Origin of the sequence: Chryseobacterium angstadtii, assembly GCF_001045465.1 — a bacterium.
GTDB classification, from domain to species: Bacteria; Bacteroidota; Bacteroidia; order Flavobacteriales; family Weeksellaceae; genus Chryseobacterium; species Chryseobacterium angstadtii.
In genome coordinates this window covers 105,968-127,146 of record NZ_LFND01000005.1, presented here as the reverse complement: position 1 = coordinate 127,146, position 21,179 = coordinate 105,968, and the positions used below count along the sequence as shown (strand labels likewise).

The window sequence follows — 21,179 nt, the reverse complement described above, 5'->3', positions numbered from 1 at the left end:
TTGAGTGCATCCCGGCAATGGGATGCATTTTTTAATTCGAATAAGACTTGATATTTTCAATAAAACTGAGATCCGGATTCAGAATTTCCAGAATGAGATTTTTTACAGATTCCATAGCGTCATCAATATTTCCTTTGTCGAATTGCAGGGAAACCACTCCTTTTTTAGCTTCTGCAAAACTCCAGATTCCCGTCTCTATAGGAAGTCCCCAGAACTCAGGGAGATTCTGCACTACATAATGATAGATACAAAGCTGTAAAGCCTGCTTTCTTTCACTGTTATGGAAATAGTCATCTATATTGTTTTCGTCAATTTTTACCGTCAGGTTTTTAATCTTTGCGGTTTTGTAGTCAATAATTCTTAGAGTCCCGTTCAGGCGGTCTATCCGGTCTATAAATCCGAAGAAAGAAATTTTATCATTGGGATCCAGATAGAAATCTACGTTTTCAAATCTTTTTTCAATATCTAAAATCTCAAGGCTGTTACCACTTTTTACAAGTTCAAGATCATGGGTAAGTACATTTTCAATCACCTTTTTAGCAATGGCCCTATGGATGTAATTCATCCCTTTTTCATAGAATTCAGGCTGATGTTTCAGCTTTTCAATGGCTACATTAATGTATTGATCTATATCTTTAATTGAATTTTGTAAATCTTTTTCTTTTAACACTTTACCTTTAAGTATCTCATATACTTCTTGAAGTGAATAATGAACCAGGTTCCCATAGTTTTTAACGGAAAGCTCTTCTTCAATTTCATCCGTTTCCGAAGTCTTTAATATCTTGGAAAGATAAAAATCTATCGGATTATACAGATAACTGGTAAGGTGTGAAGCTGAGACTTTTTCTTTCCATTTCAAAAGTCTTTCCTGCACAATTTCCGTCTTCGGAATTTCTATTGGCATAGAGGCAATAGGCTCGGAAGAATTCTCAATAATAAGGTGTTCTATCGGATGGGAACTCTCCATTTCAATCTGGGTAATAAACCTGCTTTTTTCTCCGGTATTCACTCCCGAACTGAGCGCATTGTACAACAGATGCACATTCTGAGAATCCTGAATCAGCCGGTAAAAGTGATAGGCATAAATACTGTCATTTTCCAGAAAAGTATGAAGATCAAAATACCTTCTGATATCAAACGGAATATAGGTATTCTGCGAATTTCCCAACGGAAGCTTTCCTTCGTTCACCGAAAGCATGATTACATTTTCAAAGTTCAGAAGACGGGTTTCCAGAAGCCCCATGATCTGAAGTCCCCGAAGCGGCTCTCCCTGAAAATCTATACTTTCGGAATTCACATGCTGATTGATCAGAATCTCAAGCGTTTCCATCTTAATGACAAAATCATACGGACTAAGCTGGTTTTTAATGATTCTGAATGCGGTTTCAAAGTGAGATACATTTTCATACTGGATATCATCTATTTCCAGCCATTTGATCCGTTTACAGAAATCAATCAGCTGATCCAGATAAACGCCCGTATGATCCGCTTTTTTAAGAAGATCATAATAAGAAAGATCGCTCAGAAGCTCTTCTAAAAGCTTTTTTGAAATATAAACGATATTCCTCTCCTCTACTTTTGTTCTGAAATTACTGATAATCAACTCATCTTCAGCAGATTTCGGAAGCTCTTCAAGGATAGGAAAAATATCTCTGTAGTAATAGGAAGACCTGTTCTTTTCCAGCTGCTTCTGAAGGTAGAAAAGCTGCTTTACCGCATTGGAAAATGAAAGATTCTTCAGAGGAAAACCCATCGTAATATTCAGGTTTTCAACTCCATACATCACATCCAGACTTGCAGGAAGAAGATTTTCATCCAGCAGCACAACCGCTGTATTGGAATAGGTTTTATTTTCAATGCCACTGAAAATTTCAGGCAGCACTTTAGTCTGCGTTACATTGCCTGAAACTTCATAGACTTTTATATTTTTGGGTTGGTTAAAATCATTCTCAATCCACTGGAAAGCTCTGTTGTCATCAAATTCTTTCCAAGTTTTGTGATTTCTGAGGAATTTTCCGGCTTCCTGCTTTTCATCATCAAAATAATAGCGGTCTGCCTGAAAAAAACACTGCGCTTTATTCCACCTCAATAGGCTTCTTACCAATTTTTCCTCTACAGGCGTAAAGGCGTTAAAACCACAAAAAACAAAATGTTCAGAAGTATTTTCAGCAAAACCAGCAATTTTTTCTTTTGCCGCTTCATGAATCATTCCGGAAGTAGCCCAGTTCTTTTCCTGTAGCTTTTTCTTCAATTCCGGAAGAAAAATATTCATATTCTGCCAGAAATTCAGAAATTTCTTACGTGGAACATCATCATCTTCCCCAAGATCCTGAGCCCATTCTTTAATTCGTTCTTCATCAAACATATACTGCAAAACAGCTTCATCACTTTCAGAAAACTTCAGGATATCATCCCAATCTTTCTGAAGCGTAGGAAACCACTTTAAAAAGTCCGAAAAATCATCTCTTGGAATAAGACCTAAGTTACGGTAGACTTCGAACGCAAAAAGCCACAGAGAGATCCCCTGAACAGGCTGTTTGTCTGCAATCCTGTCAATCAGTTCTTCTACGGTAAAAAAATTGGGAAGAAATCCGGAATAGTTGTTTTCTTCTAAAATCTGCCTGATAAATACGATGGGCCGTTTTCCGGGCAAAACGATGTTAAACTCCGAAAGGTCCGGATTTTGGTCCAGCAGTTCACGGATGATCTTGTTAAGGAATTTCAAGAGGCTTTGTAGCTTTTTAAGTGGTCTATTTCTTCAGCGATGATGGCATTGTATTCTGCCTGTTTTTCTTTATTCATCCCATGTTCTGTAATTTTGTCATAGGAGATCTGAAAGTTTTTATACTCGTTTGATATTTTTTGGTACAGTACTTTAAAGTTTTTATCGTAGTCCCCGGAAGTTTTGATTTTTTCCTCTACTTCTTTTCTGAATTTCCGTACAAACAATTCAGCGATATCGAAATGTTTCTGCTCGTGCAGGAGAATATAATCATCTATTCTTTTGGGGTCTTTCCAGGATCGGTCTTCATTAAAAATTGTGGTGATTTCAATTTTAACCGGAGATTTAGGGTTGCTGGATTTCACTACGGAATATTCCCAGCCACAATGAGTGTAAGCAGCTACATCGGCATTATTCTTCCTGTTTAAGGGACTTTTAAAATTATCCCAGGTCAGTTTCCGGTCTTCCTGCCAGATGATTTTCTGTGCGAAAAGGATATTGGCGGAAATAAGGCAGAAAAATACAAGCAGCTTCATCATTACTGAACCACAATTGTTTTCGTAATCCAGCTGTTGTTGCCGTTCCAGAATCTAAATGTATAATTTCCTGTCTGACGCGGGCTGAAATTGATCTGGCTGGCGCCTACATGAGACTGCTGCGTGCAGGGACCTTCCGTTGTGTATCTATAGGCTGTAACCGATCTTTCAAGACTGCTGTCATGAATATAGTCATATCCGTAAAAACCCTGACATTGGGACGGATAAGTAGAATACGTCTTAATGCTCTGTATTGAATATACATCCATGGTATCTTTCATGATCTTCACACTGTCGATCCTGATCTTTCCTACAGATTGTATGGTCTGATAATCATCATCCTCACAGGAGACGAAAACCAGCCCTGAAAGCAATACAGAAAACCCAATACTTAAAAGATTTTTCATACCTTCTAATTTACTGATTATTAATGTAATTTCAGTAAAAAATAACTTATAATTTCACGAAATTAAGAGTTAAAATTACCTTTTGATACATAAATCACTTTTTTAGTATCAAAAAACTCTTCATCAAAATGGTTTTTAAGATTGAAGATTTCGCATTTAATTCCGGCAAGTTCTTCGGCAAGATCGCCGCCTTTTAAATACAAAACTCCGTTATGTTTCGGATTCAACTGTTCTTTTTCAAATTTTCCTTTCAGCCATCTCAGGAATTCCGGCATCTGGGTAACTGCACGGCTTACTACAAAATGGAATTTTTCCTTTACTTTTTCTGCTCTTCCGTGGATAGCCGTTAAATTAGTCAATCCTATTCCTTCAGCCACAGCTTTCACAACCGTGATTTTCTTTCCGATGGAATCTACCAGTGTAAACTCCGTTTCAGGAAAAAGAATCGCCAGGGGAATTCCCGGAAAACCGCCTCCGGTACCTATGTCCAGGACTTTTGTACCCGGTGCGAATTCCATGATTTTTGCAATTCCTAAAGAATGCAGAACATGCTTTTCATACAGCGATTCCATATCTTTTCTTGAGATCACATTGATTTTTTCATTCCATTCATTATACAGATTTTCCAATTGGGTAAACTGCTCGATCTGCTTCTCTGTAAGATCCGGAAAATATTTTAATACTAACGATATTGCCATATGAATTATTATAATCCGCAAAAATAAGTTTTATTTCCGTTGTATTCAAATCAAGTTGCTCCGGTAAGGCTTTAATTTCATCTATCGCAGGAAAAGATCATCTGGCAATAGACGGAATAACGGGAACGCTTACATTTCCGGTTGAGTTAACGGTTTGCACCGCAAAAATGAAATTATCCTTTGAAAGCGGAACCTTCATGGAAAGTTCCGTTGTAAACATTTTTTTTTGCCATACAGGACTGTCGGTTTCCCTTGCAAGAACGTAATATCCCGCCGGAGTTCCCGTTTTTGGTTTCTCCCATTGCAAGGTCGTGGTGTTGGTAAGATCCTTTACTTTCATTTCCACATGTTCCGGTTTTGAAACGGATTTGGCCAGGCTGGCCAGCACCGCAATATTGGCGGCTACATTTTTTTTCAGGTAGCCAAAATCTATAAATTCCGGAAGATCACCGTATTGTTTGCCCTTTTCTGTTCTTATGTCCTGATGCTGATGATCGTAGTTTTCATAGTATTCGGTAAGTCTTACGGAGGGGAAGCCGTTACTGACAAAGCTGGAGTGATCTCCGCCACGCAGAAATCTGTCGTCTCTGTAGATCAGTTTTATTTCAAGGCCTTTTACATATTGCTCTGCAACTTCTTTGATGTAGCGTGCGAGCTGACGGGACTCACTATCGTTTTCAAGGCCGAGATTCCGTATGCTCATGGCTTTTTTATCCAGCTCTGCATAAGGCAGTCCTTCACTGAATACCCGAAGTGTCTTATTATTCACCTCTCCTGTTTCTCCTGCTTTGGGATTTCCTATCATATCATTATTAAGCACAGCTTCTATCTGAAGGTTGTCTTTTTTAGCCTTATCAGCCAACAACTTAGACCCCAGCAGCGACTGTTCTTCACCTGAAAACGCAACAAAAATAATGGAGGCAGGAAAAGAAGATCTGCTTAAAATTCTTGCAGATTCCAGAACGGCACTTACTCCGCTCCCATCATCATTGGCACCCGGCGCGAATGAAGTACTGTTCATCACATCTGTAACACGTGAATCCAGATGGGCAGAAATCAGAAAAATCCTTTTATCATTGGGATCTGTACCTTTCAGAAAGGCGATGGGATTTCCCAGACTGACCACTTTATCTACCCGTTTTCCATCCGGCTGAATATCTTCCTGCTGAAGATACACCTCCATTCTGCCTCCTGAATTTTTGGCATAATCTTTAAATTTTGTAACCACCCAATTTCTTGCTGCTCCAATTCCCTGATTTTTATCGTCTACTGAGCTTAAAGTATGTCTGGTATTAAATCCTACAAGCTTATTGATGTATGATTTTAATGAATCCGAATTCACTTCAGAAACATATTTCTTGATTTCAGTATCTTTTGAATGAGTTTGTGAAAACCCGATAAAAGGAACCAGCAGAAAGAAAAGCGAACATTTCATATGATTGAATATAAGATGGTTTAAATATACAAAACCTAAAGTTTGAGAACGGCATTTTACCATTCTCTTCTGATCGGAATTCATTTTTTACTCAACAAAGTATTAATTCATAAAAAATATCATCAATAAATCTGAGTAAAAATAAAAAAAGACTGCTTTTGGGCAGTCTCTCTATATTATTCTTTTTCAATAGGATTATTACTCATCCTGAGCATTTTATCAATAACAGCATCCATATCGGCTCCGCTTTTCTTGATTTTGCTATAGTCAAGTTGGGTGACATAGCCGTCTTTCAGCTCCAGCCCGATGGTTCCTGCTTTAGAATCGACATTCATGGCTGCAATATCTTCTCCGGGTGAAAATCTATAACCTTTAATGAGTTTTCTGTATTCATCCTGACTCATCTTCTTGTTATTTTTAGGAATAAAAGCAGTAACTGCGCTGATTTTTTTTATCTGAATCAGTTCAAAAACATGATCATCTTCACGGTCTTTTACGGACACTACAAGTCCCGGAAGTCCACTGAATTTGTAAGGACCATCACTTACCGGAAAATCTTTACTGAACCAGGCTACCCACTTTCTGCCTTTATAATCTGCGATTGCTTTCTGACAATTCATATTGCTGATCTTTTTAAATTCATTCTCCATTTTCCACTTCGGAAGCTCCTGATCTGTTACAACCAGACCTACGTTTTTGAATTTGTTATAAAAATTAAATGACTTTTTTGCATGGTCTTTTTCAAGAACATAATTCAGGTTGCGGTTGTAGTTTTTGGATTTCAAAAAAGCGGCATAGCTTTTATCGGCGTTGTACACCGAATCCCTTTCATATTTTACTGCATTGGAGAAATAGGATTTTTTCCCGTCTGTATCCAGATTCATATAGTCTGTTACGACAGAATCTTTTCTTTCCACGTCAGGTTTCATTTTATATTCGTAGACAAAGCGATAGTTCTGCGCCGAGAAAAGAGCTGCACAGAGTAAAAACAAAAGTTTGAACATTTTTTTAACTTAAAATTTAATAAAATACTACGGTAAAGCGGATAAGCTTGATCATATTTCCAAATCTAGTGATTAAATCAAAACCTGACAAAAATCTTTTTTCCTTTATCCTTTTTTATTTTTTGCCCCAACGTTTTTATTATATATTTGTTTAAATTCAAAAATACTAAATGGACAAACTTTCAGATAGAGTAAAGAGGTTAGGTTACTCGCAGACATTTGTGATGTCAAATAAAGCAAGAGAAATGAAGGCCGCAGGCATTGATGTAATCAGTCTTACCCTGGGCGAACCGGATTTTGATGTTCCGGACAATATCAAACAGGCCGCTTTTGACGCCATTAACCAAAATTACAGCCACTACTCTCCTGTTCCCGGTTTTCTTGAACTTCGTGAAGCAATCGCTTACAAATTAAAAAGGGATAATCACCTTGACTATAAGCCTTCACAGATCTGTGTTTCCAATGGAGCCAAACAGGCTATTCTGAACGTACTGGCTTCCGTGATCAATGACGGTGATGAAGTTCTTCTTCCTGCTCCTTATTGGGTAAGTTATGATGAAATGGTAAAAATGATGGGCGGAAACTCTGTCATGCTTCCTACTTCTTACGTTACAGATTTTAAAATTACAGCTGAACAGCTTGAAGAAGCGATTACGGATAAAACCAAAGCGATTCTTTTCAGCTCTCCGTGTAATCCTTCCGGTGGATATTATACGTATGATGAGCTTCAGTCTATGGCGAAAGTCATTGCAAAATATCCTCATGTGACCGTGATTTCAGATGAGATTTATGAATATATCAACTACGAAACAAAAACGACATCCATCGCTCAATTTCCTGAGATTTATGAGCAGACTGCCGTTATTAACGGAATGTCTAAGGCATTTGCCATGACCGGATGGAGAATCGGGTATTCTGCGTGTCCTGAATGGCTGGCTAAGGCTTGTGAAAAGATTCAGGGACAAATGACCAGCGGGGCCAATACCGTAGCGCAAAGAGCTTCTATTACCGCCTTAAAGACCGATCCTTCTGAATACAAATATATGATTGATGCTTTTAAAACAAGAAGAGATCTGGTATTTGACCTGATGAAGGAGATCCCGGGATTCAAAGTAGTTCTTCCAAAAGCTGCTTTTTACTTTTTCCCGGATATTTCCCACTATATCGGAAAAACATTGAATGGTACGGAAATTAAAGATTCGGATGATTTTGCCATGTTCTTACTGGAAAATGCACATGTAGGCTGTGTAGGAGGTGTTTCTTTCGGAAGCCCGGAATGCATCAGATTCTCTTATGCTGCTTCTGAAGAGGATTTAAGGGAAGCTATGAAACGTATCAAAGATACTCTTGCTCCATTTAATTAATAACTTCAATTTAGACTCTATAAAAATTAATATAAAGTAAACAAAAAGCTCTGATATCAGGGCTTTTTTCCTTTAAATCGATCAAAAATAATTATAGATTTTATTTATCAAAAATCATTTGTTCGATAGATGGAATATCTATATCTTTGCACAAGAAATTTAAATATAAAAACAGAAAAATTATGTCTTTAGTAGGAAAAAAATTCCCAAATGTAACAATCGATGCTATGTCTGAAATGGGTGACGATCTTAGAATCAACATTCTTGAAGAAGCAGTTTCCAACCAACAAAAAGTAATTTTATTCTGGTATCCGAAAGACTTCACTTTCGTATGTCCTACCGAGCTTCACGCTTTTCAGGATGCTTTAGGTGAATTCGCAAAAAGAAACACTAAAGTAATTGGTGCTTCTTGTGATACTAACGAAGTACACTTCGCTTGGCTGAACACAGCAAAAGACAACGGAGGTATTGAAGGGGTAACTTACCCGCTTTTAGCTGATACACACAGACAATTGGCTAACCTATTGGGAATCGTAGATCAGGATTTCGAATACAATGAAGAAGGAGAAGAAACTTTCACTGGTTCAAATGTAACGTACAGAGCAACTTATCTTATTGATGAGACCGGAAAAATTTTCCACGAATCTGTAAACGATATGCCTTTAGGAAGAAATGTAAAAGAATATCTAAGACTGATTGATGCTTACACGCACGTTCAGAAACACGGAGAAGTATGCCCTGCTAACTGGGAAGAAGGAAAAGATGCTATGAAAGCAGACAGAAATTCTACAGCAGCATACTTGGCTAAGAACTAATACAAAATTAATATAGCAATGTAGCAATTACACTAATGTAACAATATAGCAGTGTAACAATCTAACAATATTTAAAACCCAATATTTTAATTGTTACACTGGTACATTATCAAATTGCTACATTGTTAAATTTCATAAAATTTAACTTATGTATACAGAATTAACAGAAGATACTTTACAGAATATAGTAAACGACAACGAAAAAGTAGTGGTTCAATATGGCGCAACATGGTGCGGAAACTGCAGAATCATGAAGCCTAAATTCAAGAAACTGGCATCAGAAAACGAAGATATCCCTTTCCTTTATGTGGATGCGGAAAAACTTCCTGAAAGCAGAAAATTAGCAACAGTAGACAACCTTCCTACATTCGCAGTTTTTAAAAACGGAGAACTGGTGAATCAGGTTCAGAGCAACCAGGCAGAAAGTTTAATTAATCTTTTTAACGAATTATAATCATGAAGTTACCCGTAATCAGACAGTTTTATCAGAATCAGACTCCTGAAAATCTTGAAAAAACATTAGAAGTACTGGAAAGCTTCTGCGAATTCAGAGGAACCAGCGAAGAGGATTTAAATGTAGCAGGAGAACTGATCACGAACATCTGCGGTGCTTTGGAAGTACATGCCAACGTTCAGAGCGGAATGAGTGAAAAAGACGCTTTAAACTCTTTTGCACAGAAGGTCTTAGGATCTATTGACAGATAATTTTTTATTGAATCATTTAAAGATTTAATAAGAAAAGCTTAAAAACACAAAACTACTGAGGCTTTCCTCAACCTATTATTTTCTTCATTCTTTAATCTACTTTTAAACAAATGCTTTAAGCTTCCGTAATATGCCATTGCTGATGCTGCTGCCTCTGTTTATCTGCAGTAAAGAATCCAATTAAAATCCCGGTGATCTTTTCATCAGGATTTTTTGGATTAATTGTTAGAAATTTAAAGATTGAAACATTTAAAGATTTAAAAATTCAATTGCCCAAATCATTTAAAACACGAATTATACTAATTTTTTTGCACTAATGACACGAATATTGCAGTCTTTAAATTGTGGTATTTGTGAAACTATTTGTGCCATTTGTGGTTGAAAATTTAAAAGCATAAAAAAATCCTGATAAAAAGATCACCAGGATTATATTGATAAGAGCTTCCAATCTGAATTCACTATTTTTCATTCATCATTCTTCACTCTTCACTTTCAATTAACTTCTTCTGCTCATCAGGATTCTCAAAATATACCAGAACAACAGCATAACGGAAGCAAAAAGCTGCAAAGAAGCGCCTACATACTGCCCTGTTGTATAGGTATTTTTAAGTTTACTGGTTTCATACAGGATACTTGCCGAAGCTAAAAGTACCATTCCTACAGAAAACCAAAGTCCGAGGTTGAACCCAAACAAAGCACCTCCTACAATAAGCCCTATTGAAATAAAGCCTCCGATAATAATGATATTTCTAAGAAAAGAAAAATCTCTCTTGGAAGTAAAAGCTACCGCAGAAAGTCCTGCAAACATAGCAATCGTAAGCATAGCCGCCTGGAAAATAATGTTTCCGCCGCCCTGCATTCCGGCCGCAATATAAATCATAGGCATAAAGATCAGCGCTTCCAGGATAATGTAAAATCCTAATCCGAAATACTGGGTGCTTCTGCTCTGTGATAACGACCATTTTGAAGCCAGCATGGAAGCCAGCCAAAACACACCGATAATCAGTAACCAAGTGTATTTCTGCCCGAACATCATTGCAATGATCTCTACAGGAACCGTTTTCAATAAAATAGTTTCAACCCCGATAAACGCAAGGATTGATAAAGCCACATGCAGGTACGTTTTCCTGTAAAAAGACGCTTTCTCCAAATCAGAAGAATGAGCGACTAAGACATCTGTCATCATAGTTAGTATTTTTTTATTGTTTTTGATATAAAATTATTTGTTTTTCTTGGCAGGCATTACCCCAAGAATTTTTCCATCTTCTTCAAATACAGCCATAATCACTTCTTTTGAAGAAGCATCTCCGGCATATTTATAGTTGATGCTTGGCAAACTGGACCCGTCCATTAATTTATGGTACCCTGTTTTTAAAATGTCCAGCTTTTTATTGACGTCAAAGCCTTCTTTTACCTTTTTAAGAACATCATCCGTAACGATTTCTTTTACTTTATCGGAAAGAAGAACATCAATAGACGGTCTGTCAGAATTTTTAAGAGCTTCGACAAACTTCATAAAGTTGTCGTTATACAGATTGATTTTCTCTTTAGTCAGCTGTGCCGGAACTTCTTTCTGTACCTTTTCAACCTTTACTCCGGTCACTTTTTGAGCAAACATCAGCTGCGCTGCAAGCAATGTAAGTCCTAAAAATATTTTTTTCATAATCTATTGGGTTTGGTGAAATAAGTCAGTTAAGATACGAAAATCACACCACTTCCAAAAATTTCATCGTATCCACATTATCTGCATAGGTATCCAAAGCGGGATGCTGTGCCTCTCCAAAAGCTATGGAATCCAGTCCCAGCTCATCTTTAGCCACTATACACTGAATATTTTCTTCATTCTCAGTGATAAAACTTTTAACTTCCTCCATAGAAGAATATCTGCTGAAATTAATAACAGAAAGCGGACTGAAAAGCTTATCGTCTTCTTTCAGCATTACAAAATTATTATCCCAGAACTGATCCTGATTCAGCAGGTAAACCGCTCTGTTATAGTCATAATTATTCGCATACTTATGATGATTGATAATTTCCTTGAATGCCAGGAAACTTTCAAACAACCGGTCGATCACAAAATCTTTCGGAATAAAAACCCGTGTAACATTTCTGCATCCAAGTCCGAAATACCTGAAAATATCTTCAGCCAGAAGTGCCAGTTCTTCCGGAGTTTCGTCTCCTTTTAAAACGGCAACAGACGTTCTGTTTTTTCTGATGATATTTAAATGATCTTTGAAATAGTACTCAAGGTATCTTGCTGTATTATTGCTTCCTGTGGCAATCACCGCATCGAAATTTTCCAGTTTTTCAACCAATTCAAACTGAACTGTGTTATCTGAAAATTCATTCCATTTTTTAAGCAGAAAAGGAATCATCTGCTTATCTTTTGAAGAAAGTTTGATCATGGGAATATGACCGCTTAAAACCACGGATATCACGTCATGAAATCCTACAAGAGGAATATTTCCGGCAAGGATTAATCCCACTTTTTTAGAAAGTTTAGAAACGGAATACTTTCTGATCCAGTTGTTTATATTTTCCTCCGTAAGAAGTCCTGTCCATTCTTTCAGAGCAAATTTCTGATTATCAATGGTAAACCACGGATTTTCTATTTCGGATCTTTTCAGCAATAATTCAAATTCGATATCACCATCATTATATTCAGCCTGATCCTTTGCTAAAAACTCTTCTATATAAGCACTTAACTTAATAAGTCCTAAAACTTGATTTTCGGTATTCATAATTACTTTTAAATTGGGGAATATTTTGTAATTTTGTGCAAATTTAAAAAAAATTAGCGATGGCTATTAAAATAACTGATGAATGCATTAATTGCGGAGCCTGTGAACCGGAATGCCCGAATAATGCAATATATGAAGGGGCCGTAGATTGGAAAGCTTCTGAAGGTACCGCTCTTTCCGGTACTGTGACCCTGCCATCAGGACTTACTGTAGATGCAAATTCACCGCAGGAACCGGTAAGCGATGATGTCTATTTTATTGTAACAGATAAATGTACCGAATGTAAAGGATTCCACGAAGAACCTCAGTGCGCTGCCGTATGTCCGGTAGACTGCTGTGTTCCTGATGAAGATCACGTAGAATCTGACGAAGCGCTGCTTAACAAAAAAGCGTTCTTACACGGTGAATAATAAAGGCTCCGTCTCAGTAGGTTGAGGCGGTTTTTTTAACTATAAATTTCAATAAATCTAGTAAAATATCAATAACACAACCGCAAGTTCTTAAAACTCTTGCACAACCCAAAAAAGTAAAAATATGAGCAAAAAGCACAACTTCAGCGCAGGGCCATGTATATTACCTCAGGAGGTATTCGAAAAATCAGCAGAGGCTATTTTAGATTTCAACGGAATTGGTCTGTCTCTTCTTGAAATTTCGCACAGAAGCAAGGATTTCGTTGCTGTAATGGACGAAGCGCGTGCCATTGTGAAAAGACTGATGAACCTTGGTGATGATTATGAAGTACTTTATTTAGGAGGCGGTGCAAGCCTGCAGTTTGCAATGGTTCCTTACAACCTGATGAAAGTGGGTGGTAAAGCAGCTTATCTGGATACAGGAACATGGGCAGCAGGGGCTGTAAAAGAAGCAAAAAAATTAGGAACGGTAGATGTGGTAGGTTCTTCCAAAGAAGAAAACTATTCTTTTATTCCTAAAAACTATACGGTAGGTTCGGAATATGACTATTTCCACTGCACCTCAAACAACACCATCTACGGAACTCAGATGAAATCTTTCCCGGAGGTAGATACCCTGATGGTTTGCGATATGAGTTCTGATATTTTCTCAAGACAGATTGATTTTTCTAAATTTGATCTGATTTATGCAGGAGCTCAGAAAAATATGGGACCTGCCGGAGTTACTCTGGTTGTGATCAAAAAAGAAATTCTTGGAAAAACAGGAAGAGAAAATATGTTGTCTATATTGGATTATTCTCAGCATATTTCAAAAGAATCCATGTACAATACACCGCCGGTTTTCCCTGTTTATGCATCTCTTCTTACTTTACAGTATCTTGAGAAGAACGGAGGAATAGCAGCGGCGGAAGCAAGAAATGAAGCAAAAGCCAAGCTTTTATATGATGAGATAGACAACAATCCTCTGTTTGAAACGTTCTGTGTAAAAGAGGACCGTTCTCTGATGAATGTTTCTTTCAAACTGACAGACGAAAGCAAAAAAGAAGAATTCGACAATGCCTGGAAAGCTGCGGGAATCAGCGGACTGAACGGGCACAGAAGTTTGGGCGGATACAGAGCAAGTTTATACAACGCTTTGCCTATCGAAAGTGTTCAGGTTCTGGTAGATGTCATGAAATCTATTAAATAATTTTACCTTAAAAAAATTCAGAGATTGAAAGATTTAGAGCAGTTAATTAAAATTTATTAATTTGCGCCCCGATTTAAAATTTTTAAATAGCTAAATTTTTCAATCTTTAAATCTAAACTATACATGAAAGTTCTAGCAAACGACGGAATCTCAAAAACAGGAGAAAAAGCCCTTATAGAAGCAGGATTTGAAATTCTGCCCAACAGAGTGGCTCAGAATCACGTTATTGATTTTATTAATGAAAATAACGTAGATATTCTTTTGGTAAGAAGCGCTACGAAAGTAAGACAAGACCTGATTGATGCCTGTCCGGGCTTGAAAATTATCGGACGCGGAGGCATCGGGATGGATAATATTGATGTAGATTATGCTAAAAGTAAAGGAATCAAAGTGATCAATACGCCTACAGCATCTTCAAAATCAGTAGCTGAGCTGGTTTTCGGACACTTTTTCGCATTGGCAAGATTCCTTCACGAATCGAACCGGCTGATGCCTTTGGAGGGGGAAACTCACTTCGATGCCATGAAAAAGTCGTTCAGCAAAGCTTATGAACTTTCCGGAAAAACACTTGGAGTAATCGGCTTTGGAAGTATCGGACAGGAAGTCGTGAAAATAGGAATAGCATTAGGAATGAAAATTAAAGTTCTGACCAAAAACCCAAAGACAAAAGTTCTTACGCTGGACTTTTTCGACGGACAGACTCTGAATTTTGAAATTACTTCCACCAATGATATGGATGCTTTTCTAAAAGACACAGACTTCATCAGTATCAATACTCCAAAAACGAATGAATATATCATAGACACGCCTCAATTTGAAAAAATGAAAGACGGAGTCTACATAGTGAATACTGCAAGAGGCGGTGTCATCAACGAAGTTACCCTTATTGATTTCATCGAATCTGAAAAAGTGGCGGGAGCTGCACTGGACGTGTTTGAGAACGAACCAACCCCTGAACTTCCCCTGCTGATGAACCCTGCATTATCCCTTTCTCCTCATGTAGGAGGAAACACCGTGGATGCTCAGGAAAAAATCGGCGCAGAACTTGCAGAACAAATTATTAAGCTACAAAAAGAAACCATAAGATAAAATATGCCTGTTTTTAAACCTTTCCGTGGAATTAGACCTCATAAAGACTTTGAGAGCACTTTCCCTACACATCCACTTGACAATTTCACCCAAGAGGAGATTGCAGAGAAGGCTCAAGTTGAAAATACTTACATCAACATGATTAAACCCTACGTTGTAAGTAAATCTAAAGATATTGACCGGAATCTAAGGAAAATCCGTTCAACGTTTGAAGAACTTCTGGATGAAAAAAAATTGGTCCAGGACAGTTCTGCATACTATCTTTATGAGCAGATCTACCCCAACAAACAGGTTTTCAGAGGCTTACTGGGACTGGCAAGCATTGAAGATTTCTGGAACGGAAAGATTAAAAGACATGAGAGTACCATTCCTCAGAAAAAGGAAAAGCTCGCTCATTATCTGGAGAAAGTAAACCTGCAGGCCGAACCTGTACTGCTTACCTACCCTTCCAATTCCAAGATTGAACTTCTCATGAATCATGAGGAAAAAAATGTTCCTATTTTCAATCATATAGATTCTATCGGAATCAGACACAAAATCTGGAGAATAGACAACCGTCTGAAACTTCAGCAGTTCAAGGAAGTGATTGATCAGATCGATTCTTTCTACATTGCGGATGGCCACCACAGAATAGGCTCCACAGCTCTGAACGCGAAACATCTTAAAGAAAAAAATAAAAGACACAACGGAACTGAAGCCTACAACTTCGTATACAGTTTCATTGTTTCCAACCAATCCATCAAAATCCATGATTACAACAGGATCATAACGGATCTTAACGGGCTTTCCAGCGAAGAATTCTTAAAACAGCTGGACCAATATTTCCTGATCCATGAAAAGGGTGAAACCTCTTATTTCCCTTCGCAGAAATTCCACATATCCATGTATCTGGACGGTAAATTTTACTCACTTCATGTAAAGCATGATCTCCGTTCAAAGGAAATGTCACTGGACAATCTGGATCACCATCTTCTGGATAAATACATTTTCAAAAACATCCTTAAAATAGAAGATTCAGACAGTTCTGAAAAGATTTCTTATGCTAAAGGAACTTCTAACCTTCAGGGAATTAACTTTTTAAAGGAAAAAATAGACAACGGTGAAGGAAAGGTAGGTTTCGGAATCTATCCGGTAAGTTTCAACGATATGATCAAAATTTCAGATCTTAAACTGAGTATGCCTCCAAAATGTACTTTCATTGAGCCTAAATTGGTTACAGCACTCTTAATGTATGATATGAAACCTTAATAAATTCCCAATTTTTCCCTACTTTTATCATTGGAAAAAGAAAGGTAAATAAAAAATGAAAAAAATATTCATTATACTTCCACTCTTTTTGAGTGGATTTTTATTTTCTCAAAAAAAGCCACAGAAAAAACCTGTAAAAAAGGTCGCCACGGCAAAGTTCAACTATCATGATGAATTCAGGAAGATCTCGGACGAGATTATGACCAACGGTGCTGCCTATGAAAATCTGGGAGAACTGACCAAAGGAATCGGGCCCCGGTTCAGCGGGACTTCCGGCTATATAAAAGCGGTGGAATGGGCAGAAAAAAAACTCAAATCCATCGGTATTGAAATGATCTGGAGAATGGAAGCTAAAGCTCCGGTCTGGATCAGAGGAAAAGAATCCCTGGAAATAAAAACAGCTAACGGAGACTGGAAAAATATCAGAATGCTGTCTTTCGGAAATTCTGAAGGAACTGGCGGGAAAGATCTTACAGGAGACATTGTTTTAATCAATTCAACCTCTGAACTTAATGCCATGTCTGTGGGGCAATTGAAAGGGAAAATAGCTTTCGTTAATCTTCCAATGGACCCGAAGATCATTAATACCAATGATTCTTATTTGGCCACCGCAAAATCCAAATTAATTTCTGCCTCCGTCATTGCCAAAACAGGAGCAAAAGCTTTAATTATAAGATCTTTAACAACAGCTACTGATGATACGCCTCATGCAAAAATGGTGTATTATGAACCTGATGACAAAATAAGAATTCCAGCCCTGTCCATTGGAGTAAGATCTGCTGACGAATTAGAAAAACTACTGAAAAATCAAAAAGTTACCGCCAAAATAAATATGAACGCCCAGTCAAAAGGCGACACTACCAATCCCAACATTATTGCTGAAATTCAAGGTAAAAAAGATGCTAAAGTGATTGTTTTGGGAGCTCAATTAGACTCGTGGGATTTCGGGGAAGGCGCTATTGACGACGGAACCGGTATTGCCCAGTGTATTGAGGTTTTAAGAACATTCAAAGCGCTTGGCATTGAAAATAACCATACGATAAGACTTGTTTTTTATGCCAACAGCGAAAACGGAGGACAAGGACGCGAAATGTATGCAGCCTATGTGAAAAAAAAGGATGAAAAACATGTTTTTGCTTTAGGAACAGATGCGGGAGGATATTCACCAAGAGGATTTTCCTTAGATATGCCGCCACAAAGACGAAAGCAAATTTTCGAATGGAAGAATTATTTCCTTCCTTACGGGGTTTATGATTTTGACCAGACTGATGCTATTCAGGATATCTCACCCCTGAAAAAGCTGGATATTCCTTTAGCTGAACTGGTGGTAGATACTCAAAGGTACTTTGATTACCATCACTCCGAGCAGGATACTTTCGATAAAGTGAACAAAAGAGAGCTTCTTTTGGGTGCTGTTGCCATGACTCAGCTTATTTTCATGATTGATAAAAACTGGTAATATGAAGAAGATCACTGCCCTTTCGTTTTTGGTACTCAATCTGACTGTTTTCGGGCAAAGTAAAGAAGATTCTCTGCAATTCAGCAGGATTTCCACAGAAATTCTGAATAACGGAAAAGGATATCAGGAATTAAAAGACCTTACAAAAAACATCGGAAACCGTTTAAGTGGTTCTGAAGCTTACGAGAGATCCGTAAAATGGGCCGAACAGAAACTTCGTGATGCCGGAGCCGATAAAGTATGGCTACAGGAAGTAATGATTCCGGTTTGGGTCAGAGGAAAAGAATCCTTGCAGATCAAAACTTCAGACGGATCATGGAAAAAAATAAAAATGCTCTCTCTGGGAAATTCAGAGGGCACAGGCGGAAAAGATGTTTCCGGAGAGATTATTATGGTGAGATCTCTGGAGGAATATGACAGACTTTCCGCAGATCAGGTAAAGGATAAGATTGTATTCTTTAACTATCCTTTTAATCAGTCTCATGTACAGACTTTTATTTCGTACAGGGAAGCCGGAGCCTACAGACGCTCAGCAGCCAATTTAACGGCAAAAAAAGGTGGAAAATTTGCGATTATCCGTTCTCTTTCTTCCGCTTTCGATGACGTTCCTCATACAGGAAACATGCGTTACGAAGACCATATCGTGCAAATCCCGGCGGTAGCCATTGGAAATACATCTGCGGATGAACTGGAAGCCTTATTAAAAAACAAAATGGTAACAGCTAAGCTCAATTCCAATTGCGGAATGAAAGGCGAAAAGCTCTCCCACTCTGTCATTGGCGAAATTACAGGTAAAAAAGACCAGAGTGTGATCGTAGTCGGAGGACATCTCGATTCCTGGGATGTAGGTGAAGGCGCTCATGATGACGGGGCCGGAATTGTACAGAGCATTGAAGTCTTGAGAACATTCAAAAAATTGGGTCTTCAAAACAACCATACCATCAGAGCGGTATGTTTTGCTAATGAAGAGAACGGAACCAAAGGAGGGAAACAATATGGAAAAACAGCCAAAGAAAAGAATGAAAAACACCTTTTTGCAATAGAATCTGACGCGGGAGGCTTTTCTCCGAGAGGAATTTCCCTGGAAATGGATGATCAGAACAGAAAGCAGATCCAGAGCTGGGGCAATCTGTTCCTGCCTTACGGAGTTTACAATTTTGAAGGAAAATATTCCGGTTCAGATATAGCTCCTCTGCATGAAATGGGTGTTCCTACGGCAGAACTGGTGCCTGATCCACAGCGTTATTTTGACATTCACCACACAGAAGAAGATACTTTTGAGAAAGTCAACCGCAGAGAACTCCTACTGGGAGCCGCGGTGATGACACAACTTATTTATATGATTGATAAAAACTGGTAAACTATGAAAAAGATCATTGGAACTTCACTATTATTCTTAGGAATGGCTGTTTTCGGGCAGTCTAAAGAAGATTCTATACAGTTCAGCAAGATTTCTATTGAAATTCTGAACAACGGAAAGGGTTATACAGACCTTAAAGATTTAACTAAAAATATCGGACATCGTCTCAGTGGCTCTCCTGCCTATGAAAAGTCTGTAAAATGGGCCGAACAAAAACTTCGTGATGCCGGAGCCGATAAAGTATGGCTTCAGGAAGTAATGGTTCCGGTCTGGACGAGAGGAAAAGAATCTCTGCAGATCAAAACGGCCGATGGCCGATGGAAAAACCTGAAAATGCTTTCGCTTGGAAATTCTGAAGGCACAGGCGGGAAAGATGTTTCCGGTGAGATTATTATCGTAAAATCTATGGAAGAATATGACAAGCTTTCTGCAGATCAGGTAAAGGATAAAATAGTATTCTTTAACTACCCTTTCAGTCAGTCTTTTGTAGAAACATTCAGAGGCTACGGTGATGCGGCCAAATACAGGGTAACGGCTGCTTCTTTAACGGCTAAAAAAGGAGGTAAATTTGCTATTATCCGGTCTCTGTCTTCAGCCTTCGATGATGTTCCACATACCGGAGCAATGCGTTACGACGACAAAGTTTCAAAAATCCCGGCGGTAGCTATTGGAAGTACTACAGCAGACGAACTTGAAGCCCTTTTAAAAACACAGAAAGTCACCGCAAAACTGAATTCCAATTGCGGAATGAAAGGTGAAAAGCTCTCCCATTCTGTCATTGGAGAAATTACGGGTAAAAAAGACCAGAGCGTGATCCTAGTCGGAGGACATCTCGATTCCTGGGATGTAGGTGAAGGTGCTCATGATGACGGTGCCGGAATTGTACAGAGCATTGAAGTATTGAGAACATTTAAAAAACTGGGTATTAAAAATAATCATACCATCAGAGTGGTCTGTTTCGCAAATGAAGAAAACGGAGTAAAAGGAGGCATCCAATACGGAAAAACAGTCAAAGAAAAGAATGAAAAACATCTTTTTGCCATAGAATCTGATGCCGGAGGTTTCACTCCAAGAGGTATTGCTCTGGAAATGGATGATCAGAAAAGAAATCAGATTAAAAGCTGGTCCAGCCTGTTCTTTCCTTATGGTGTATATAATTTTGAAGGAAGATATTCAGGAACGGATATCTACCCGCTTCACGATATGGGAGTTCCTACGGCAGAGCTTGTTCCCGATTCCCAAAGGTATTTTGATATTCATCATACCGAAGAAGATACTTTTGATAAGGTAAACAGAAGAGAACTTCTCCTGGGAGCTACTGCGATGACGCAGATTGTTTATATGATTGATAAAAACTGGTAGGATTTTACTTTAAATGTATTTTTAATGTAAAATCTTCTTTAAAATATTTTCACTTTAAGTTGGAAAGATTTCATCAACAGGTTGATTCTGGTATTCTAGAATTAACTTGTTGATTTTTTTTTGTAAGGCTTTTAAACAAACCCATCAAAAAATTCTCTGAATTTTCTCCACCCTTACATGAGAAGGGAATCTGATTCCGTAAATTGGATCTTTAGGAGTTTAATTTATAGTGGCTATTTTTTGTACTTCCTGATCATTTTCCGGTATTTGAATTCATAAGAGGGCTGTCTTTAAATGGTTTAATTCTTTAACAGGCTTCTGTAATTTTATTCTCAATTTTCCGGAGTCACTTGTTGTGGATTTATGCAAACTTAAAATTACTTATCTATAAAAACAAGTTAAAAAATTCACTTTGGCATGAAATTCGCAAGCTAAATCATTGAAAAAAAATTATTTAAGGCACAAACGATGAGAAAAGGTTACCGCGGAATTTTCAGTTTCCGCTGAGCCGGATAAAGGCCATTATCATATTTATATGATCCTTTTTCTTTAGATACCGTATGCAACGGAAAAGATAAACCTCTTATCAATTCCATTTACGATGAATATTGTGTACGGTGTCATAAAGCTCATGA

General features: G+C 37.9%; 20 protein-coding genes. 11 read left to right on the top strand and 9 right to left on the bottom strand.

Annotated elements, in window-relative coordinates:
• Window positions 1–31: 31 nt before the first annotated feature.
• The 6 genes from ACM46_RS15510 to ACM46_RS15485 all read right to left on the bottom strand — a co-directional run bounded on the left by ACM46_RS15510 (window position 32) and on the right by ACM46_RS15485 (window position 6,802).
• Window positions 32–2,725: a PD-(D/E)XK nuclease family protein gene (locus ACM46_RS15510; protein WP_048507598.1), complete on the bottom strand. Its 2,694-nt coding sequence runs from the start codon at window positions 2,723–2,725 to the stop codon at window positions 32–34.
• The gene (locus ACM46_RS15505) at window positions 2,722–3,261 is read right to left on the bottom strand and encodes a DUF922 domain-containing protein (RefSeq protein WP_241486030.1); all 540 of its coding nucleotides are present in this window, start codon (window positions 3,259–3,261) and stop codon (window positions 2,722–2,724) included. Before ACM46_RS15505 ends, ACM46_RS15510 begins: the two co-directional genes overlap by 4 nt.
• Window positions 3,261–3,665 (bottom strand): hypothetical protein, encoded by a 405-nt coding sequence (locus ACM46_RS15500; RefSeq protein ID WP_048507597.1) that lies wholly within the window; start codon window positions 3,663–3,665, stop codon window positions 3,261–3,263. The genes ACM46_RS15505 and ACM46_RS15500 overlap by 1 nt, the downstream gene beginning before the upstream one ends.
• 62 nt (window positions 3,666–3,727) lie before the next feature.
• Window positions 3,728–4,363 carry a 16S rRNA (guanine(527)-N(7))-methyltransferase RsmG gene (rsmG, locus tag ACM46_RS15495; protein ID WP_048507596.1) on the bottom strand — a complete coding sequence of 212 codons (636 nt, stop codon included), beginning with the start codon at window positions 4,361–4,363 and terminating at the stop codon, window positions 3,728–3,730.
• A 97-nt stretch (window positions 4,364–4,460) separates the two neighbouring features.
• Window positions 4,461–5,798 carry a M20/M25/M40 family metallo-hydrolase gene (locus tag ACM46_RS15490; protein ID WP_048507824.1) on the bottom strand — a complete coding sequence of 446 codons (1,338 nt, stop codon included), beginning with the start codon at window positions 5,796–5,798 and terminating at the stop codon, window positions 4,461–4,463.
• A gap of 176 nt (window positions 5,799–5,974) precedes the next feature.
• The gene (locus ACM46_RS15485) at window positions 5,975–6,802 is read right to left on the bottom strand and encodes a GLPGLI family protein (RefSeq protein ID WP_083997425.1); all 828 of its coding nucleotides are present in this window, start codon (window positions 6,800–6,802) and stop codon (window positions 5,975–5,977) included.
• Window positions 6,803–6,972: 170 nt separating this feature from the next.
• Between ACM46_RS15485 and ACM46_RS15480 the strand changes: the two genes are divergently transcribed.
• The 4 genes from ACM46_RS15480 to ACM46_RS15465 all read left to right on the top strand — a co-directional run bounded on the left by ACM46_RS15480 (window position 6,973) and on the right by ACM46_RS15465 (window position 9,686).
• Complete coding sequence (locus ACM46_RS15480) at window positions 6,973–8,166, top strand: pyridoxal phosphate-dependent aminotransferase (RefSeq protein WP_048507594.1); 1,194 nt, start codon at window positions 6,973–6,975, stop codon at window positions 8,164–8,166.
• Window positions 8,167–8,348: 182 nt separating this feature from the next.
• The gene (locus tag ACM46_RS15475) at window positions 8,349–8,981 is read left to right on the top strand and encodes a peroxiredoxin (RefSeq protein WP_048507593.1); all 633 of its coding nucleotides are present in this window, start codon (window positions 8,349–8,351) and stop codon (window positions 8,979–8,981) included.
• 148 nt (window positions 8,982–9,129) lie between these two features.
• Entirely contained in the window at window positions 9,130–9,435 is a 306-nt protein-coding gene (locus tag ACM46_RS15470; protein ID WP_048507592.1) for a thioredoxin family protein, read from the top strand.
• 2 nt (window positions 9,436–9,437) lie between these two features.
• Complete coding sequence (locus ACM46_RS15465) at window positions 9,438–9,686, top strand: DUF6952 family protein (RefSeq protein WP_048507591.1); 249 nt, start codon at window positions 9,438–9,440, stop codon at window positions 9,684–9,686.
• Window positions 9,687–10,182: 496 nt separating this feature from the next.
• Here ACM46_RS15465 and ACM46_RS15460 read toward each other — a convergent pair whose 3' ends face one another.
• The 3 genes from ACM46_RS15460 to ACM46_RS15450 are packed head-to-tail and all read right to left on the bottom strand — an operon-like array spanning window position 10,183 to window position 12,427.
• A complete protein-coding gene (locus ACM46_RS15460; protein WP_048507590.1) occupies window positions 10,183–10,872 on the bottom strand; it encodes a Bax inhibitor-1/YccA family protein in 690 nt (229 codons plus the stop codon).
• 33 nt (window positions 10,873–10,905) lie between these two features.
• Window positions 10,906–11,349, bottom strand: coding sequence for a hypothetical protein (locus tag ACM46_RS15455; RefSeq protein WP_048507589.1), 444 nt, complete (start codon window positions 11,347–11,349; stop codon window positions 10,906–10,908).
• Between the two features lie 43 nt (window positions 11,350–11,392).
• Window positions 11,393–12,427 (bottom strand): acyl-CoA reductase, encoded by a 1,035-nt coding sequence (locus ACM46_RS15450; protein ID WP_048507588.1) that lies wholly within the window; start codon window positions 12,425–12,427, stop codon window positions 11,393–11,395.
• Between the two features lie 59 nt (window positions 12,428–12,486).
• Between ACM46_RS15450 and ACM46_RS15445 the strand changes: the two genes are divergently transcribed.
• The 7 genes from ACM46_RS15445 to ACM46_RS15415 all read left to right on the top strand — a co-directional run bounded on the left by ACM46_RS15445 (window position 12,487) and on the right by ACM46_RS15415 (window position 20,544).
• Window positions 12,487–12,837: a 4Fe-4S binding protein gene (locus ACM46_RS15445; RefSeq protein ID WP_048507587.1), complete on the top strand. Its 351-nt coding sequence runs from the start codon at window positions 12,487–12,489 to the stop codon at window positions 12,835–12,837.
• A gap of 124 nt (window positions 12,838–12,961) precedes the next feature.
• On the top strand, window positions 12,962–14,026 hold the full coding sequence (gene serC, locus ACM46_RS15440; protein WP_048507586.1) for a 3-phosphoserine/phosphohydroxythreonine transaminase: 1,065 nt from the start codon (window positions 12,962–12,964) through the stop codon (window positions 14,024–14,026).
• A gap of 123 nt (window positions 14,027–14,149) precedes the next feature.
• Complete coding sequence (locus ACM46_RS15435; RefSeq protein WP_048507585.1) at window positions 14,150–15,115, top strand: D-2-hydroxyacid dehydrogenase; 966 nt, start codon at window positions 14,150–14,152, stop codon at window positions 15,113–15,115.
• A gap of 3 nt (window positions 15,116–15,118) precedes the next feature.
• A complete protein-coding gene (locus ACM46_RS15430; RefSeq protein WP_048507584.1) occupies window positions 15,119–16,363 on the top strand; it encodes a DUF1015 domain-containing protein in 1,245 nt (414 codons plus the stop codon).
• A gap of 55 nt (window positions 16,364–16,418) precedes the next feature.
• The gene (locus tag ACM46_RS15425) at window positions 16,419–17,822 is read left to right on the top strand and encodes a M20/M25/M40 family metallo-hydrolase (RefSeq protein WP_048507583.1); all 1,404 of its coding nucleotides are present in this window, start codon (window positions 16,419–16,421) and stop codon (window positions 17,820–17,822) included.
• A gap of 1 nt (window position 17,823) precedes the next feature.
• Window positions 17,824–19,182, top strand: coding sequence for a M20/M25/M40 family metallo-hydrolase (locus ACM46_RS15420; protein WP_048507582.1), 1,359 nt, complete (start codon window positions 17,824–17,826; stop codon window positions 19,180–19,182).
• Window positions 19,183–19,185: 3 nt separating this feature from the next.
• Window positions 19,186–20,544: a M20/M25/M40 family metallo-hydrolase gene (locus ACM46_RS15415; protein WP_048507581.1), complete on the top strand. Its 1,359-nt coding sequence runs from the start codon at window positions 19,186–19,188 to the stop codon at window positions 20,542–20,544.
• The last annotated feature ends 635 nt before the right edge of the window (window positions 20,545–21,179 follow it).

Coding starts and splice junctions, on each gene's coding strand:
- ACM46_RS15475 (WP_048507593.1), top strand. CDS start 8,349: ATGTCTTTAGTAGGAAAAAAATTCCCAAATGTAACAATCGATGCTATG.
- ACM46_RS15450 (WP_048507588.1), bottom strand. CDS start 12,427: ATGAATACCGAAAATCAAGTTTTAGGACTTATTAAGTTAAGTGCTTAT.
- ACM46_RS15435 (WP_048507585.1), top strand. CDS start 14,150: ATGAAAGTTCTAGCAAACGACGGAATCTCAAAAACAGGAGAAAAAGCC.
- ACM46_RS15425 (WP_048507583.1), top strand. CDS start 16,419: ATGAAAAAAATATTCATTATACTTCCACTCTTTTTGAGTGGATTTTTA.
- ACM46_RS15470 (WP_048507592.1), top strand. CDS start 9,130: ATGTATACAGAATTAACAGAAGATACTTTACAGAATATAGTAAACGAC.
- ACM46_RS15480 (WP_048507594.1), top strand. CDS start 6,973: ATGGACAAACTTTCAGATAGAGTAAAGAGGTTAGGTTACTCGCAGACA.
- ACM46_RS15460 (WP_048507590.1), bottom strand. CDS start 10,872: ATGATGACAGATGTCTTAGTCGCTCATTCTTCTGATTTGGAGAAAGCG.
- ACM46_RS15430 (WP_048507584.1), top strand. CDS start 15,119: ATGCCTGTTTTTAAACCTTTCCGTGGAATTAGACCTCATAAAGACTTT.
- ACM46_RS15505 (WP_241486030.1), bottom strand. CDS start 3,261: ATGATGAAGCTGCTTGTATTTTTCTGCCTTATTTCCGCCAATATCCTT.
- ACM46_RS15420 (WP_048507582.1), top strand. CDS start 17,824: ATGAAGAAGATCACTGCCCTTTCGTTTTTGGTACTCAATCTGACTGTT.
- rsmG (WP_048507596.1), bottom strand. CDS start 4,363: ATGGCAATATCGTTAGTATTAAAATATTTTCCGGATCTTACAGAGAAG.
- ACM46_RS15500 (WP_048507597.1), bottom strand. CDS start 3,665: ATGAAAAATCTTTTAAGTATTGGGTTTTCTGTATTGCTTTCAGGGCTG.
- ACM46_RS15490 (WP_048507824.1), bottom strand. CDS start 5,798: ATGAAATGTTCGCTTTTCTTTCTGCTGGTTCCTTTTATCGGGTTTTCA.
- ACM46_RS15455 (WP_048507589.1), bottom strand. CDS start 11,349: ATGAAAAAAATATTTTTAGGACTTACATTGCTTGCAGCGCAGCTGATG.
- ACM46_RS15415 (WP_048507581.1), top strand. CDS start 19,186: ATGAAAAAGATCATTGGAACTTCACTATTATTCTTAGGAATGGCTGTT.
- ACM46_RS15445 (WP_048507587.1), top strand. CDS start 12,487: ATGGCTATTAAAATAACTGATGAATGCATTAATTGCGGAGCCTGTGAA.
- ACM46_RS15465 (WP_048507591.1), top strand. CDS start 9,438: ATGAAGTTACCCGTAATCAGACAGTTTTATCAGAATCAGACTCCTGAA.
- ACM46_RS15485 (WP_083997425.1), bottom strand. CDS start 6,802: ATGTTCAAACTTTTGTTTTTACTCTGTGCAGCTCTTTTCTCGGCGCAG.
- serC (WP_048507586.1), top strand. CDS start 12,962: ATGAGCAAAAAGCACAACTTCAGCGCAGGGCCATGTATATTACCTCAG.